14 protein-coding genes and 1 pseudogene are annotated in these 14,485 nt (G+C 71.2%); 7 read left to right on the top strand and 8 right to left on the bottom strand.

The window, feature by feature from the left end; genetic code table 11:
• Positions 1 to 58: 58 nt before the first annotated feature.
• Positions 59 to 997: a hypothetical protein gene (locus ACFVYA_RS27830; protein ID WP_387049130.1), complete on the bottom strand. Its 939-nt coding sequence runs from the start codon at positions 995 to 997 to the stop codon at positions 59 to 61.
• Between the two features lie 389 nt (positions 998 to 1,386).
• Complete coding sequence (locus ACFVYA_RS27825) at positions 1,387 to 1,854, bottom strand: cupin domain-containing protein (protein ID WP_387049128.1); 468 nt, start codon at positions 1,852 to 1,854, stop codon at positions 1,387 to 1,389.
• 181 nt (positions 1,855 to 2,035) lie between these two features.
• Here ACFVYA_RS27825 and ACFVYA_RS27820 point away from each other — a divergent pair, with 181 nt between their 5' ends.
• The gene (locus ACFVYA_RS27820) at positions 2,036 to 2,641 is read left to right on the top strand and encodes a TetR/AcrR family transcriptional regulator (protein WP_387049127.1); all 606 of its coding nucleotides are present in this window, start codon (positions 2,036 to 2,038) and stop codon (positions 2,639 to 2,641) included.
• Positions 2,642 to 2,730: 89 nt separating this feature from the next.
• Here ACFVYA_RS27820 and ACFVYA_RS27815 read toward each other — a convergent pair whose 3' ends face one another.
• Positions 2,731 to 3,150, bottom strand: a complete 420-nt coding sequence (locus tag ACFVYA_RS27815) for an ArsR family transcriptional regulator (RefSeq protein ID WP_387049125.1) — start codon at positions 3,148 to 3,150, stop codon at positions 2,731 to 2,733.
• 77 nt (positions 3,151 to 3,227) lie between these two features.
• Between ACFVYA_RS27815 and ACFVYA_RS27810 the strand changes: the two genes are divergently transcribed.
• The gene (locus tag ACFVYA_RS27810) at positions 3,228 to 5,027 is read left to right on the top strand and encodes a serine aminopeptidase domain-containing protein (RefSeq protein ID WP_387049123.1); all 1,800 of its coding nucleotides are present in this window, start codon (positions 3,228 to 3,230) and stop codon (positions 5,025 to 5,027) included.
• A 26-nt stretch (positions 5,028 to 5,053) separates the two neighbouring features.
• Here ACFVYA_RS27810 and ACFVYA_RS27805 read toward each other — a convergent pair whose 3' ends face one another.
• Complete coding sequence (locus ACFVYA_RS27805) at positions 5,054 to 5,260, bottom strand: hypothetical protein (RefSeq protein ID WP_387049121.1); 207 nt, start codon at positions 5,258 to 5,260, stop codon at positions 5,054 to 5,056.
• Between the two features lie 25 nt (positions 5,261 to 5,285).
• Between ACFVYA_RS27805 and ACFVYA_RS27800 the strand changes: the two are divergent.
• The 3 genes and pseudogenes from ACFVYA_RS27800 to ACFVYA_RS27790 all read left to right on the top strand — a co-directional run.
• Positions 5,286 to 5,546, top strand: a pseudogene (locus ACFVYA_RS27800) (EamA family transporter); the annotation flags it as partial.
• A 113-nt stretch (positions 5,547 to 5,659) separates the two neighbouring features.
• Positions 5,660 to 6,085, top strand: a complete 426-nt coding sequence (locus tag ACFVYA_RS27795) for a DMT family transporter (RefSeq protein WP_387049165.1) — start codon at positions 5,660 to 5,662, stop codon at positions 6,083 to 6,085.
• A 15-nt stretch (positions 6,086 to 6,100) separates the two neighbouring features.
• The gene (locus tag ACFVYA_RS27790) at positions 6,101 to 6,655 is read left to right on the top strand and encodes a GNAT family N-acetyltransferase (RefSeq protein WP_387049119.1); all 555 of its coding nucleotides are present in this window, start codon (positions 6,101 to 6,103) and stop codon (positions 6,653 to 6,655) included.
• A 161-nt stretch (positions 6,656 to 6,816) separates the two neighbouring features.
• Here ACFVYA_RS27790 and ACFVYA_RS27785 read toward each other — a convergent pair whose 3' ends face one another.
• Together ACFVYA_RS27785 and ACFVYA_RS27780 are read right to left on the bottom strand one after the other, a co-directional pair.
• Complete coding sequence (locus ACFVYA_RS27785) at positions 6,817 to 7,299, bottom strand: hypothetical protein (protein WP_387049117.1); 483 nt, start codon at positions 7,297 to 7,299, stop codon at positions 6,817 to 6,819.
• 100 nt (positions 7,300 to 7,399) lie between these two features.
• A complete protein-coding gene (locus ACFVYA_RS27780; RefSeq protein WP_387049116.1) occupies positions 7,400 to 7,969 on the bottom strand; it encodes a nuclear transport factor 2 family protein in 570 nt (189 codons plus the stop codon).
• A gap of 106 nt (positions 7,970 to 8,075) precedes the next feature.
• On the opposite strand from ACFVYA_RS27780, the gene ACFVYA_RS27775 reads away from it, so the two are divergent.
• Both ACFVYA_RS27775 and ACFVYA_RS27770 read left to right on the top strand, forming a co-directional pair.
• Complete coding sequence (locus ACFVYA_RS27775; RefSeq protein WP_387049114.1) at positions 8,076 to 8,687, top strand: TetR/AcrR family transcriptional regulator; 612 nt, start codon at positions 8,076 to 8,078, stop codon at positions 8,685 to 8,687.
• Between the two features lie 56 nt (positions 8,688 to 8,743).
• Positions 8,744 to 9,442 carry a TetR/AcrR family transcriptional regulator gene (locus tag ACFVYA_RS27770; RefSeq protein ID WP_387049112.1) on the top strand — a complete coding sequence of 233 codons (699 nt, stop codon included), beginning with the start codon at positions 8,744 to 8,746 and terminating at the stop codon, positions 9,440 to 9,442.
• A gap of 13 nt (positions 9,443 to 9,455) precedes the next feature.
• Here the strand turns inward: ACFVYA_RS27770 and ACFVYA_RS27765 are convergent, their stop codons facing one another.
• Positions 9,456 to 12,644, bottom strand: a complete 3,189-nt coding sequence (locus ACFVYA_RS27765; protein WP_387049110.1) for a family 78 glycoside hydrolase catalytic domain — start codon at positions 12,642 to 12,644, stop codon at positions 9,456 to 9,458.
• Positions 12,645 to 12,888: 244 nt separating this feature from the next.
• Complete coding sequence (locus ACFVYA_RS27760) at positions 12,889 to 14,232, bottom strand: KamA family radical SAM protein (protein ID WP_387049109.1); 1,344 nt, start codon at positions 14,230 to 14,232, stop codon at positions 12,889 to 12,891.
• Positions 14,233 to 14,485 lie beyond the last annotated feature (253 nt).

Here is a 14,485-nt window from a genome sequence, read left to right as displayed (position 1 = left end):
TGATGTCGCCGGCAACGGCAGTTGTCGCTGGTGAATTCCGCCGCAACCGGCGCTCGGCTCACACCGGGCGGAAGCTGCCCAGGCAGGGGTAGCCCGGGAGACCGGCTTTGGCCGGTTTGCCCGGCGGCGGGTAGCCCAGCAACCACAGCTGCCCGGTCACCGCGACGTTCGCGGCCAGCGAGATGTCGGCGACCAGCCGGAACCGCGTCTGCCGCCCGTCCGGGTACAACGCCCAGCCCGTCAGCCGCACCGCGGTACGGGCGCGCGGCACGAACGGCGTGTCGAGCGCGACCCGCAGTTCCACCCAGCTGTCCTCGGTGATCGGACGGCGGATCCGCAGGCTGCCGACGGCCATCAACAGCCCCAGCAGGAGGAACACCGCGCTGCCCCCGGCGATGCCGCCCACCGCGGCCGCGTCCGCGACGCCGGCGGGTTCGGACTCCACCGACGACACGACCGCGATCCCCGCCGCGCCCAGCACCAGGAACGCCACCCCGGTGACGGCCGCCCGCCGGGCCTGGAACGCCCGGTGCGCGGCGAGCACCGGATCACGCGACGGCGGCGTCGGGTGGCGCGGGACGAACTCGGCGAGCGCCGCCCCGGAAACGGGCGCGTCTTCGATCCGCCCGGACCGCAGCCACATCGCCCCCGGCGTGCGGACGAAGACCCGCCGGCCCGTGCCGAGCACCCACAGCCGTCGCTCGCCCGCCAGCTCCGTTCGCGGCCCGCCGGGGAGCCGGGTCCGCAGCCACCGCCCGTCCGGCAGCCGCACCGACACCCGCGAGCCCTTCGTGAGCACCCCGTCCGGAGCGACGTCGAGCCGGTGGTACGGCTCCCCGAAGAGACTCCGGACGCGCCGCTGGACGGTCAGGACGTAAGTCCACATCGCCAGCATGCCGCCGAAAACGCCGAAGTAGATGTAGGGCAGCGTGCTCCCCCACCCTTCGGTGAGCACGAGCAGCAAACCCAGCATGACAAGCGCACCGCTGAGCCCCATGCGGACAATGGTCAGCGCGGTCAATTGCCGGACAAACCCGGCAAACAGCGGTTCGGCCCCGGACGGCACATTCGGAATGGGCTCGTAAACGCGGACTCTGCCCGCGCCGGAAGTGTTGTCCATGCCTTGTCCCCCATCGGTCCGTGTGCTCGGCCGCGGCAGCGTATCCGGCCGGACAAACAGGACTCAGGCCGCCCACCGAACCCGGCCCCGGGTGGCGGAACACCGCGAGCCGGAGACGTCGCGGACAAGAGGATCACGCACATCCGGTCGTCCGCGATCGGGCGGAATCTCCGTCCGTGCGGCAATTCCCTCGCCGAGGGCGCGGGCGGATGGCCGGAGGATTCGAGCACCGCCGCCACGCCGGGTAGGGGGTGGGCGCAGACTACTCAGCGCGGCGGGCCGACGATGACGTTCCCGAACTTCTCCGCCGCCTCGGCCATCCGGGCCGGCGAGATCTCGAAACCGTCCGGCCGGGGTTCGGCCCGGTCGCGGCCCGCGTGGCGGAACATGCCCTCGATCCCCGCCGGGGTGTTGATCATCAACAGGTCCGCTGTCGTGGACGTGATGCGGTAGGCGTGCGGGATGTTCTTGGGCAGGAAGACGATGCCGCCCTCCGCGAGTTCCATTTCCTCCTCGCCCACCCAGACCAGCGCGGTGCCCTTGATGAGCATGAAGACTTCGTCTTCCTTGGTGTGCAGGTGAAACGGCGGCGCTTCGCCCTTGGCGACGTCGAACCGGCCGACCATCAGCTGGCCGTCGGTGGCCGCGCCGTCGAGCAGGATCGACAGTGTGCCGCCGTCGAGCCACTCCAGTTTCTGCTGCTGGTCGGGCTGGGCGAGGTAGGCCATGCTCATCGGGTGGCTCCGTTCGAAGTGGACAGTCCTGCATTCCGGAGATTCGTACGGACCGGATCGACGGTGAGCGGGGCCAGGACACGCGACTCGGCGGCACTCAGGCGCGATAAACGGACGATATCGTCCGGCTAAGCGGCTGTCAACGACCTCGGCGAAGCACCGAACTGCAATGATCGGAGCCGTGAGCGAGAGCAGAGGCGGACCTGGCAGGCAGCGGGAGCTCCGGCGAGACGCGATCGACAACCGCGACCGGGTCCTGGCGGCAGCCGCCGCCGCGGTCCGCCGGGAAGGGACCGCGGTCCCGATGGCCACCATCGCGGCGGACGCCGGGGTCGGCGTCGGGACCGTCTACCGCCACTACCCCTCGCGCGATGCGCTACTCGGCGCCCTGACGCGCCGGTCCTTCCAGCTCGTGCTGGAGACCGCCCGCCGAGCCGCGGCCCTCGACGGACCCCCGATCGAGAGGATCCGCTTTTTCCTCGAGCAGACCATCGAGCACGGATCGGACCTCGTGCTCCCCATGCACGGCGGCCCCACCACCAGCGACGAGGCCACGGTCGCGCTGCGGAACGAGGCCCACCGGACACTGGACTCGATCCTCGAACGGGGACGGCACGACGGCACGATCCGGCCCGAGGTCACCAGAGCGGACATCGTCACGTTCGGCGCGTTGCTGGCCCAAGGCCTCCCCCACGTCCCGGACTGGAAGTCCACCGCCCGCCGCCACGCCGACATCTACCTCGCCGGCCTCTTCAATCGCAGCGGCCGGCCAGATCCAGACAGCTGAACCGTCGCCGGGGTCAGCGCACTGATCGTCACCGCGGGGGCGCCCGCACCTGCCGCAACAGCGTCGCGAGAGGACGGCGATGTCCGCGCTCAGGACTCGGTGCCCGCCGAGGGTTCGTCCGGCACGGCGACGAGGCTGATGACCCGGCGGATGCGGCCGTCCCGGGTGTTGCCCGTCCGCGAGAGCACCGCCTTCTCGATCTCCTCGATCATCACGGCGAATTCGTCGTCACTCAGCCACACCGCCGCCTGCCGGTAGACCACGCCGTCCGCGGCCGGATCGGCGTGCTCGTGGGCGAGGTAGCGGTCGAAGTCCCCCATCAACGAGGCCGCGAACGCGGTGAACGCCCGGCGGTGGTCCGTCCGCGACATCGCCGCGCGCGCGGCGGGGTCGACCACCGCCTCCTCCTTGCGCACCCGGTAGCTGCGCTCCGTCGTACCGCGCACCCGCCGTTCTTCCGCCACCTCCAGCACACCCGCTTCGACCAGCGTCGCGATCTGCCGGTACATCGTCGCCGGCGCGATGTCCGGGATACGCGCCCAGTTGCGCGGTGGTCAGCGGGTCGGCGTCGAACAGCGCCTGCAGGATGCGCATCCGGACGGGCGCCGGCCCGCACCCCGCCGTCCTGCTGCTGCCCGGATCGGGGCGGCTGGACCGTGACGGCAACACCGCGCGGCTCCGGATGGACCTCGGGCCGGCCCTCGCCGCCGCGCTCGCGCAGCACGGGATCGCCACGTTGCGCTACGACCGGCGCGGGGTCGGCGCCACACCCGGCGACTGGCGCGCGACCGGGTTCACCGACAACCGCCGCGACGCTGCCGCCGCGGTGCGCGCCCTGGCCGCGCGACCCGACATCCGGACCGGCGCCGTCGGCGTGGCCGGTCACAGCGAGGGGGCCGTGCACGCCATGTCGCTCGGCGCGAACGCGGAGGTCGCCGCGGTGGTGCTGCTGGCCGGCTTCGCCTGCCTCGGCGAGGACGCTCTCCGCCGACAAGCCCGGATGATCGTCCGCGATCTGCCCGCGTTCGTGCGGCCGGTCCTGCGGGCCTTCGCCGGGCGGCAGCTGGCCCGGATCAAGGCGACCGGCGCGGACGTCACGCGGGTCGCCGGGATGCCGGTGAACGCCCGGTGGATGCGCAAGCTGCTCACCCACGACCCGCGCGCGGACCTGGCGAACATCCGGGTTCCCGTGCTGGCGGTCACCGGCGGCAAGGACGTCCAGGTCGACCCGGCGGACCTCGACGAGATCCGCCGGCTGGTGCCCGGCAAAGCCGAGGTCCACCGGATCGCCGACCTCACGCACCTGCTGCGCCGCGACCCCGGCCCGGCGTCGGTGCGGTCCTACCGCCGTCAGCTGCGCCGCCCGATCGACCCCGACCTGCTCGCCCGGGTGTCCGGCTGGCTCGCCCGCCGGCTCCGGGAAACGGCCCGGCCGCCGAACAGGCCTGACAAAACCGAATTCCGCATTGTTCCCGGGCTGCACGCTGCCCATTTGCTGCACGAAAGGAAAACCGTGAGCTTCTCCTCCGCCGTTCGCCGGAAAAGCGGGCTGGCTCTTTTCTGGGTTGTCACGTTCACGACGAGCTGGGCGTGCTGGGCCGTCGCGATCCTGCTCGGCGGGCCGCCGATGAGCTCCCCCACCGTCATCCCCTACCTGCTCGGCGGCTTCGGCCCGGTGCTCGGCGCGATCGCGGTCCGGGTGCGCCGGGCCCGCCGCCGGGAACCCGGGCCGGCCCATTCGGTGAGCTCCAGGCCGGGCGTGCGGTGGTTTTGGGTGCTGCCCCTGCTGGTGCTGGCCTCGGCCACCGTGGTGGCGGCGGCGTTCCTCGCGGACGCCCTCGGCGGTCCCCCACCGAGCTTGACCGCAGGACAGAACCTGATCACGACCGCCGGCGGCCCCGTTGCGTTCCTCGTCGGCATGCTGATCGGCGGGCCGCTGGCCGAAGAGCCCGGCTGGCGTGGCACGGCGTTCCCCCGCCTGCGCGCGTCGATGAGCGGCCTCCAGGCCGGCCTGCTGCTGGGTGTCGTGTGGGCGGTGTGGCACCTGCCGCTGTTCTTCATCCCGGGCACCGTCCAGGCGGCGTTCGGACTGCTCAGCTGGAGTGGGCTGCTGTTCACCCTCAGCGTCATTCCCATGGCACTGCTGACCGGATACGCCTACGAACGCGGCGGTGTGCCGGCGTCGATCGCCGTCCACTTCGGCGTCAACACGACGATCGCGCTGCTGACCGTCAATTCACCCCTAACGCCGGGGCTGGGGTGGGTGGTGCTGAGGGTCGTCGGGTTGGGTTTGCTCTGGTTGACCCCGCGGGGGGGCCAATCGGCGGCCCGGCCGGCCGAGGCGCTCCTCCGCCCGGCGACGGTCACCCGCGGTCCGAGTGAGTGAGTCAGGACTGGATTCCGTGGTGAAATTCACCTGCCCGCGGGCCGACTCCGGCCCAGCGCGCCGTCGGTGGCGAGAGCGGCGAGCACCCAGGCCATCGCCGGGGCGTTCTCGGCCAGCGCGGTCCGGTTGAGCCCGCCGACGCGATCGCAGGGCTGGTGGTAGCAGGGGTCGAACAGCTGCCCGGCCTGCCCGCCGTACACGGCGGCCTGCTCCGGGGTCTTCACCCCGAGCACTCCGGCGTCGATACCGCCGATCGGGATGCCGAGGTCGTGGAACGGAAGGTTGCTGCGACAGGCACCCGCATGCCGCAAAGACTGGAAGGGCTATCTGGTGCTCGGCGCGCTGGCGGCAGGCCCATTCACGCTCATCGCCGCCGCGGAACTGCGGATCACCGCCTCACTGGCCGCCATCCTCAACGCCACCGTTCCGCTGTTCACCCTGCTGATCGCAGCGGCGCGTGGCCAGGAAACCCTCACGGCCCGTCGCGTGGCCGGCGTGCTGCTCGGCGTGTTCGGTGTGGCCGTGCTCGTCGGCCTGGGTCCGCTGCAGCTCGACGTGAACCTGTTCGCCGCGGCAGGCGCCAGCCTGTTCGCCGCCCTGTTGTTGGCAGCCGGCGGGGTCTACGCCAAGACCTGCTTCCCGAGCACACCACCAACCCCCTGGCGGCCGGGCAGCAACTCGCCGCTGCGGTGCTCCTGCTGCCACCCGCCTTGGCCCTGCCCCCGAACGCGGTCCCTGACGTCGGTACCGGAGCCGCTGTCCTGGCGCTCGCCCTGGGCTGCACCGCGCTGGGGTTCGGCTTGTTCTACCGGCTCCTGGCCCGAGTCGGTCCCACCGGGGCGCTGTCGGTCACGTTCCTCGTGCCGGTCTTCGGCATCGCCTGGGGCACGGTGTTTCCCGGCGAACATCCCACGCTCGCCACCGGCACCGGTCTGCTGATCATTCTGGCCGGCATCGCTCTGGTCAACGCCGGACGACAAGGCCACCCTCGTCTTCATGGCGAGCACGTCCAGGACCATCCTCGGTACCGCTCTGGTTGCCGTGAACCTAACGGATAGCCACCGAGTAGCCCAGTGGAGGACACGATGGCCAGCCCACTACCGGCGCTGATCCGCGTCGCGGGACACGCAGACGTGCTGCCGGCCGTCGACATCTGGCGGCAAGCCAACACCGCCCGAGGTAAACCGCCCAGCCACGACCGCATCACCCGAGTACACGCCAAGCTGACCGAGCCGACGTCCCTGGTGCTCGTCGCGTTCCACGCCGGTGACCCCATCGGCATGGCTCTGGCTGAACCGGGCTGCGACCTCGACGGCACCGGTCTGCCACTAACCGAGTTGTGCCACATCTCCATGGTTTTCGTCCACCCCCACCATTGGGGGCGACGCGTCGGGCAACAACTGCTGGAAGCAATCGCCCGCCACGCTGCTCACCGTGGGCACACCTGCCTGCAACTGTGGACCGGAGCCGCCAATCGTCCTGCCCAACGCCTTTACCAGCGCGCCGGATTTCAACCCAGCGGCCGCACTAAAGAACTCGCCACCGGTGAGTCGATCGTCCACCTGATCCGCCGGCTTCCCGGTATGCCCACCTACGACCGGTGGTCCTCCATGCTTGGTGACCGTTAGCAGGAGAAGTCCGCTCGGATCTCGTAGGGCCGCATGATCTCAAGATCGCTGCCGTACAGGACGTTATACAGTTAACAGGGGATCGTTGCCTGACGGTGATCCGGCTCCGCGATCATTATCGTCAGGCAACGACGGCCGCGATGCGACCCCTGCGGTCGACGCTAGTCGCGGCGCAGCAGGGTCGTGAGCAGCGTGTCGTACTGACGCCTCTCGAATCGGAAGGGCCCGAGTCCCTCGAAGTCCTCGACGTCGGGCTCGTAGTCGGTCTGCCATCCGGGATCGGTCCAGACGACCTCGTTCCCCGTACGTCGGACGGCCACGGTCACCGCCCCGCAGCCAAGGTCACCGCATTCCGGGCACACGTACAACGCCAGGCGCCCGTCGGCAAGCTCGGCCGGCGCCTTCCCCAGAAGCCGCTGTACCTGTCGTTCCAAAAAACCGTCCGGCCAGGAGGGAACCAGCACGGACACCAGATCGGACATCACCGTGGCCCCGCCGTCACGCTGCTGCAGGGCCTCGCCGAACCGGACGCCGTCGATCACGAACTCCAGGAACTCCACCTGCGTTCGGTAGCCCCCACGACGCAGGGCTTCACCGCGGCGCAGCGCCGGAACCAGACTCAGGACTGATTGCCGTGCGCTCATCTGCGGTGGCTCCCGTTCTCGGGGGAATGGTCGCGGGGATGACCGCGGTGTCGTATCCGCACAATACCCACACCCACCGGCGTTTCCGCGTGCCCGAGCGTCAGGCGGTCGGCGGGGTCCAGTCGGCGGGCAGGCCGGACTGGGCCAGCAGGGTGGCAAGGCTGTAGTAGTCCCGGTCGCTGACGATCAGGCCCTGCCGCAGTTCGAGGATCGTCGTGGCGGGCACCGCGAACGGGGCCGGCGCGCCGTGGATCTGTCCCGAGTAGACGGTCTCGACGGCGATGTGGTCGCCGCCGCGGAACGACTCCTTGATCGTGACGTGCACGTTCGCGATCAACAGGTCGGTGCGCTGCTTCCAGGAGGCGACGCCGTCCCGGCCCGTCGAGACCACGTTGACGCCGAAGTCGGTGTAGGTGGCGTCGGTGGTGAACAGCTTCGCCAGCGCCTGCGGGTCGGTCCCGCTCCACGCCGACGCCCAGGCCGCCACGATGCCGGGACCGCCGTGCCCGGGTTGACGGTGGTCGGCGAACGCGCTGCCGCTGAGGACGGTGAGACCGAGGACAGCGGCGGCGAGAACGGCCAGAACGCGCTTCACTGCGGAGATCTTCATGGTGGTTTCCTCACTGTGGTGAAAGGGATCGGACGCCGGGGTGGCGTTGTTCTCGGTCACGGCGAGCTCCTCGCCTCGGCGACCGATCGTCGCCCTGTTAATGACCGTAACTATGCATTGCCATGTCATACTGAGTCAACCCATAACGCGAAACGAGGTGCTCGTGATGCCCGAGCAGCAGCTGACCCGACGTGACCGGTACCGGCGCCGGACCGTGGCCGAGATCAAGGAAGCGGCCATGGCCCAGGTGCGCTCCGGCGGACCGGAGGCGCTGTCGCTGGCCGCGGTCGCGCGCACCATGGCGATGTCGGCCCCCGCGCTGTACCGCTACTTCGCCGGCCGGGACGAATTGCTCGCCGAACTGGCCGGCGACGCGCACCTGGCGCTGGCCCGCACCCTCGAGGCCGCCGCGGCGGGCGCCGCCACGCCCGCGTCGCGGCTGCGCGCCGTCGCCATCGCGTACCGGGAGTGGGCACTCGCCCAGCCCCACGCCTATCGCCTGGCCTGCGAGTCTCCCCACGGCTGCGTCGCCTCGGGCGCGCAGCGGAGCATGAACGTGCTCCTCGACGTCGTGGCCGAAGCCGGCGCTCCCCCCGATGCGGCCGGCGTGCGGCACTTCGGGCTGGTGTGGTGGAGCAGGCTGCACGGACTGATCAGCCTGGAACTGGGGCAGCACACGGTGGGCACCGGGATCGATCCCGGCCTGCTCTACCGCAGCGAGGTCGAAACGATGGTGGACAGCCTGCGGCACCGCGTGACGGCAGGGCCACGACGTTAGGGCACATAGCGTGGCGATGGACCGGCAACAGTGCGACGGTCCGTTAGGATGCGGCGATGACCGGAGAACCGCCGAAGCCGAGCCGACGCGAACGGCTGCGGGCCCAGACGCTGCAGGAGATCGAGGACAACTCGTTCGCGATCATCGACGCCGACGGCGTCCACGCGCTCTCGATCGCGGCGCTGGCCCGGAGCATGGCGATGTCCGCGCCGGCGGTCTACCGCTACTTCCCGTCACGGAACGCACTGGTGGAGCACCTGATCACCCTGTCATACCGGCAGCTCACCGACGCCATGGCGCAGGCGGTGCACGGCAGCAGGCGAGCTACGCGCGCGCGGATCGGGCTGCTGGTCACCGCCTACCGCGACTGGGCACTGCGGCACCGGCGGCGCTACGGGATGCTCTTCGGCGAACGCGGCGGGGACCTGCCCGCCGACGCCGGCGGCCCGACCCCGCTCGACCAGGCGATGGCGCTGCTGATCGACGTGCTGACCGCCGTCGGCGACGGCTCGCGTGCGGACGCCACCAGTGGTGACCGCGCGCTTGACGGGCAGCTGGGCAAGTGGGCGCGGTCGCAGGAACGACCGGACACGAGCGCGCGGGTGGCCCGCGTCGCCCTCATGGTCTGGACGCGGGTGCACGGGATCGTCAGCCTCGAACTCACCGGCATGTTCGACGACCGGAGCATCGACGCCCAGCGGCTCATCGACCTGGAGATCGACGACGCCGTCCGTGCGCTCTCGGCACCCGCGTAGGACCGCACCACCCTCACATCGCGGAGCGGAACACGTGGTCGCCGGAGCCGACGCGGAAGACCGCGTAGCCGTTGCGCAGGCCCTCGAACCGCGCCTCCGGCGGCGCCTGCACGGCGCGGCCGTCCCGGGTGGGAACGAAGATTTCGGCCGTCGCTCCGGCGGGCACCCCGGTGCGCAGGGTGAAGCGCCCGTGTTCGCGGGTCCAAGCCGAACTCACCCGGCCCAGCGGCGAGTCGACGTGCGCCGACGCGTTCGTCAGGTCCCCGACGGGGTAGGGCTGGATCTTGACCGCGGTGTAGCCGGGCGCCGCCGGCTGGATCCCCGCGACGCGCTGGTAGAGCCAGTCGTCGACGGTGCCGAGGAAGGCGTGGTCGTGCGAACGTGAGGTGGCCGGCCACTCCTCCCACATCGTGGTGGCGCCGAGCGCGGTGAACCAGTAGCCCCAGCCGGGGTACGTCGGATTCGTGGCCACCTGGTAGGCGAGGTCGCCGTACCCGGCGTCGGTGAGCGCCGGGAGGATCAGCTTCGTGCCCAGCGCGCCGGTGTTCAGGTGGACCCCGCGGGTCTTGATGTCGTCGACGAGGTGGGCGACGACCGCCGGGCGGTCCGCCGCGGGGACGATGCCGAGGCTCAGCGGCAGCAGGTTGGAGGTCTGGCGGTAGCCGGCGGCGCGGTCGTCGTAGTAAGCGCCGGCGGACTTGTCGAAGAACGTCGCGTTGAGCGCGCTCGCGATCGTGGCCGCCAGCGTTTCGAAGTGCTCGGCGTCGTCGTCGTGGCCGAGGGCGTGCGCGATCCGGGCCATCGCCGTGGCGGTCCGGTGGAGGTAGGCGGTGCCGGCGAGGCGGGTGCCCTCGGGCGGGAACGCGGCGCCGGGTGCGAGCCAGTCGCCGTAGCTGAAGCCCGTGTAGATGTGCCCGGTCTTGACGATGTCCTGCTCGTAGTGGCCGAGCCAGGCCTTCATCGCGCCGTAGTTCTCGGCGAGCGGGCGGGTGTCGCCGTAGTACCAGTAGAGATCCCAGTTGATCAGGACGAAGCTCGCCGACCAGGCCGGGTCGGCCACCTTCTTGCCGCCCACGGTCGCGGGCACGGTCTGGCCGATCGTCCCGTCCGGGTTCTGGTCGTCGCGGTGCGCGCGCATCCAGTTCTCGGAGAAGGTCCGCATGTCGAAGTGGGCGATCGCGGAGTCGGCCGACAGGTGCGCGTCCGCGGCGTAGGGCCGCTTCTCGTACATCGGGGTGTCGGTCGGGACGGAGTGCAGGTTGTTGAGGATCGTGTTCGCTTCGGCGTCGTCGTAGCGGTTGAGCAGCGCGTTCGAGCTGGTGAAGCCGCCGGTGGTGGCGACCGCCGTGTGGACGCGCTCCGGAGTGACCGATTCGATGGTGACGCCCGCCGGCGCGGCGACCTGGACGTACCGGAAGCCGGCGTAGCTGTAGCTGGGCCGGTAGCTCTCCGGCCCGTTGCCGTTCAGGGTGTACGAGTAGGACTGCAGCTGCATGCCGAACCCGCCGGTGTTGTCGGTGGTGCCGTCCGGACGCAGCTTCTCGCCGTAGGTGATCTTCACCTGGGCGCCGGCGGGCCCGCGCACGGCGACCCGCGCCCAGCCCGCCGTGGTGGTGCCGACGTCGTAGACGTGCACACCGGCGCTGGGCGTGGTGACCGCGGTGACCGGCAGCCGGTCGGTCACCTCGATCGGCGGGAACGCCGCGGCGCGGAGCGTGCCCGCCGGGGCGGACACCGCCGCCGCCTGCCCCCAGCCGGCGTCGTCGAACCCGGGGCGGTTCCAGCCCGGCTGCTCCAGCCGCGCGTCGTAGGACTCGCCGAACCAGAGCGACTCCGTCCGGGTGGGTCCGTCGGCAACCTTCCAGCCGCTGCCGCTGGTGACCTGCCGGGTGCTGCCGTCCTGGTAGGTGATGTCGAGCTCGAGCTTCAGCTTCGGCTCGCTGTGCCAGGGCGAAGCCACCCACTCGTCGGGGTTCGTCATCGCGTAGTACCCGCGTCCCAGGCTCACGCCCACCGCGTTCCGGCCCGCTCGCAAGGCATCGGTGACGTCGTAGGTCACGTAGAGAGCGGTCTTGTCGTAGACGGTGAACGCCGGGTCGAGCTCGTGGTCGCCGATCCGGCCGCCGTTGAGGTAGAGCTTGTGGTAGCCGAGGCCGGCGACGTACGCGCGAGCGGACCGGATCGGCTTGTCCGCGGTGAACTCCTTGCGCAGCAGGGGTTCCGGTGGCGGCGGAGTGGTCACCGAGCTCCCCCACGGGCCTGCCCCGTACGCGGCCGCGTACAGCGCCTGCGGCCAGGCCGTGTCGTCGAAGCCGGGCTGCTGCCAGCCGGCCGCGGCGGTGTCGGCGGACTTCCAGGCACCGTCGGTGCCGACGTCGGCCGGGGCGCCCGCGCCTTCGAAGTGAAGCTTGCCCAGGAACCCGGCCGGACCCGGCGCGGCGTTGGTCGCCTGGGCGGCGATCACGTTGCGGCCGGGACGCAGGGCGGCCGCGATGTCGACGACGGTCGCCGTCCGCCAGGAATCGGCCACGGGTGGCGACGCCGCGATCTGCTGTCCGTTGACGTACACGGTGAAGCTGTCGTCGGCGGTGAGGTCGAGCCGGGCCGCGGTGAGCTGCTCGTCGGCGGGCAGTTCGAAGGCACGCCGGAAGTACCGCGTCCCGGCCGGCGCCGAGTCGGCCGGATTGCCTTGCGGGTACCAGATCCAGCTCGCCCCGTCGAACGACGGCGGCGTCGAAGCCGCCGGCGCGCCGATCCACTCACCCCGGAACTGGCCTGGCGCCAGGAACGCTGTCTCGAACGACGCCGGCTCACTCCACCGTGAAGCGCGCTGGGCGGCGTCCCAGACCTGGACCCGCCAGAAGTAGCGCGTGCGCGCTCGCAGAGCGGGCCCGGTGTAGGGAACGTCGAAGGATTGCGACGACCGCACTTCGCCGCTGTCCCAGACGTTCGCCGGCCCGGCGCGCTCGGTCGACACCGCGATCCGGTACGCCGACTGGCGGGCACTCCCCCTGCCGTCCAGGACCCAGCCCAGCCGCGGCCGGGCCACGTCGACGCCGAGCGGGTCGGCTTGGTGCTCGACCTGCAGCCTGCCGACCTGAAGGCCCCCGAGAGGAGCCGCCGGATAGGCTCCCGCGGGCGTCACCCCCAGGACCAGCAAGATCAGCGAGGCCGACGACGCCGTCATCAGGCGCGAAACCATCGCCTTCCCTCTCCGGTGACAGGTTGGCAGCCACCGGGCGAGTGCGCGATGTCCGCCGACGCCGCGACGGACGCGATGAGAGCGCACGAACGTCTCCCGCCGTCGTAAAAACGTTTCAATCAGCTCGGACTGTCTACAACGTCCATCGCGGCGAAACAAGAAACGACGGCGATCCTGTCCCGCCGACGTCGAACAGGACAGCCGATCAGCTCAGCACGGGAAGGCTCACGACGGCGGGCGTGGGTCACCTGGCCGCGGCGAGTTCGTCGCGCTGTCTCGACCACCACAGCCGGCCCTCCGGCGGCAGGGAATCGATCGGGTCGTAGTACGTGCCGGCCGTCGGGCCGCTCTCGTCGACGCTGAGCACCTGGGCGCGGTATTCGCTCGTCCAGCGGGAAACTCCGCGCATCCGGTCGTAGGACGCCGTCTGGTGGACCCAGCGCTTGCCGACGTACGGCACGTCGCAGACCAGTCTCGGCGTGGCGAAGCCCGGCAGGAAACCCATGATCCCGTCCTGGATGCGCTGGGCGGTGTGCAGCGGCACGCGCCAGTGCTCCGCGTTGGGGATCATGTCGCAGAGGTAGAAGTAGTACGGCGTGATCCCGGCGTTGTCCAGCAGGGCGAAGCACAGGTCCAGCACCGCCGCCGCGCTGTCGTTGACGCCGCGCATCAGCACGCCCTGGTTGCGGACGTCACGCACGCCGCGGTCCAGCAGGGCGCGGGCCGCCCCGGACACCAGCGGTGTCACCTGCTGGGCCGCGTTGGCGTGCGTGTGGACCGCCAGGCCGACGCCCCGGCTGCGCGCCGTCGCCGCGATCCGGGCGATGCCGTCGAGCACCGGCTCGGCCAGCCAGTGCTGCGGGAGGGCCACGAGCGCCTTGGTCGCCAGCCGGATGTCGCGGACCGACTCGATCTCCAGCAGGCGCCGCAGGAACGCCTCCAGCCGGGGCCAGGGCACGTTGGCGACGTCGCCGCCCGAAACCACCACGTCACGGACCGACGGCGTCGCCGCCAGGTAGGCCAGCATGCGGTCGAGCCGGTCTTCGCCGCGCTGGGCGAAGCGGTACTTCGCGACCTGCGGCGTCGACGGGCCGACGAGGTCCATGCGCGTGCAGTGCCCGCAGTACTGCGGGCACGTCGAGACGATCTCGGCCAGCACCTTCGTCGGGTAGCGGTGGGTCAGCCCCTCCACCGCCCACATTTCCGCTTCGTGCAGTGAATCGCGGCTTGCGTGGGGGTGGCTCGGCCAGTCCGGGTCCCGGTCGGAGAACACCGGCAGCATGTACCGGCGGACCGGGTCGGCGAGCATCGCCTTCGCCGACGGCGGCTCGTCCGGCACCATGCTGTTGAGCACCTGCGGGGGCAGCAGCAGCGACATCGTCGCGGCTTCCTCGCGGTCGCGCTGCAGGTCGGCGTAGAACCCGTCGTCGAGCAAGCCGCCGCAGACCTGGGCCAGCTGGCGGACGCTCTTGACGCAGTGCGCGCGCTGCCACTGCACGTCCGCCCACTCGCCGGCGCTCACGGCCGCCCAGCCGGGAAACCGCCGCCAGTCCGGCTCGGGCCGCACCGAATGTGTGTACTGGTACACGCTGAACGACCTCCACCGATCGCCGAATTCGCTGAGCCGGCGGGAAAACGCCGTGCCCGAACGCTAAGCGCGGCGCCGGGCGGCGGGCTTGGGTGCGCGCTACCCAACTTTCCGGTGTGCGCACCCAGCCCGGGCGCCGCCCCGACAAGGTGGGTAGTCACCACCCATCCGGCGACCGGGCCGGGCCGTGATGCTGGTCGACGACCGTTTGCCCGTTCCGCCGCGGTTCGCGCGGCGCCCCCGAGGGGAAACC

Source organism: Amycolatopsis sp. NPDC058278, from assembly GCF_042881395.1.
Classification (GTDB): domain Bacteria; phylum Actinomycetota; class Actinomycetes; order Mycobacteriales; family Pseudonocardiaceae; genus Amycolatopsis.
This window is presented reverse-complemented; position numbering and strand designations above follow the sequence as displayed.